General features: G+C 40.2%; 1 protein-coding gene and 1 pseudogene (1 of these 2 cut by a window edge). Both read right to left on the reverse strand.

The window, feature by feature from the left end:
* Nucleotides 1–114 (reverse strand): annotated as a pseudogene (gene sucC, locus L652_RS01000000124025) (ADP-forming succinate--CoA ligase subunit beta) (it extends 1,054 nt beyond the left edge of the window).
* Nucleotides 115–291: 177 nt separating this feature from the next.
* Nucleotides 292–1,233 (reverse strand): 2-oxoglutarate dehydrogenase complex dihydrolipoyllysine-residue succinyltransferase (gene odhB / locus L652_RS0116850; RefSeq protein ID WP_024603569.1); only part of this gene is annotated, 942 nt, incomplete at its 5' end.

Raw genomic sequence — 1,233 nt, forward strand, 5'->3', positions numbered from 1 at the left:
GATTTTTTCAGCAGCTGCTGCAGCTTCTTCAGGTGTATCGCAAGCGAAACCCTGAGAAACTGGTAAACCATATTCGGCAAAAAGTTGTTTTGCCTGATACTCATGCAAATTCATGATGCTTTATCCAATTTTTTATACTAAAAGAGCTGAATATTTTTTCAAATAAACAACTATCCCAAATTGCGCACCTAGTATAGATCCCAAGGCTTAACATGAAAACCCCAGTAAGACCAAAGGCGCAAAAAAAAAGCTGTGAATGTTCATTCACAGCTTACATTTCATACAACTAGATTAAACATCTAGCAATAAGCGAGTTGGATCTTCAAGTAACTCTTTAATAGTCACTAAGAAACCAACAGATTCTTTACCATCAATGATACGGTGGTCATAAGAAAGAGCTAAATACATCATAGGAAGTATTTCTACTTTACCATTTACAGCCATCGGACGGTCTTGGATTTTATGCATACCCAAAATTGAAGACTGTGGCAAGTTAATGATAGGTGTAGATAGTAATGAACCAAATACGCCGCCATTAGTAATAGTGAAATTACCACCGGTCATATCTGCAAGCGTTAGCTTACCATCACGACCTTTAAGTGCTAATTCACGAATACCCTTTTCGATTTCAGCAACAGATAGTTTGTCACAATCTTTAAGTACTGGAGTAACTAGACCACGTGGAGTAGATACTGCAATGCTGATATCAAAATAGTTATGGTAAACAATATCGTCACCATCAATTGATGCATTGACATCTGGGAAGCGTTTAAGTGCTTCAGTTACCGCTTTCACGTAGAAAGACATGAAACCTAAACGAATGCCATGACGCTTTTCAAATACTTCTTGGTACTGCTTACGAAGGCTCATGATTGGTTCCATGTTCACTTCGTTGAATGTTGTTAACATTGCAGTTGAATTTTTAGCTTCAAGAAGACGTGTAGCAATCGTTTTACGCAGGCGAGTCATAGGAACACGTTTTTGAGTACGATCGCCCATCGGTGCTGCAGGAGCAGAAGCTTCTGCTTTTTTAGCCGCTGGCGCTGGTGCTTTTAAGAACGTATCAACGTCTTCTTTAGTTACACGGCCGTTTTTACCTGTGCCTTTAATTTTAGACGCATCAAGCCCTTTTTCAGCGATTAAACGACGTACAGACGGCGTTAACACATCTGAGCTATCGTTAGACTCACTTGCAGCAGGCGTTTCGTCTGCTTTTGCAGCTGGAGCCGCTGG

It is taken from the genome of Pseudoalteromonas sp. TB25 (assembly GCF_000497995.1).
GTDB classification, from domain to species: domain Bacteria; phylum Pseudomonadota; class Gammaproteobacteria; order Enterobacterales; family Alteromonadaceae; genus Pseudoalteromonas; species Pseudoalteromonas distincta.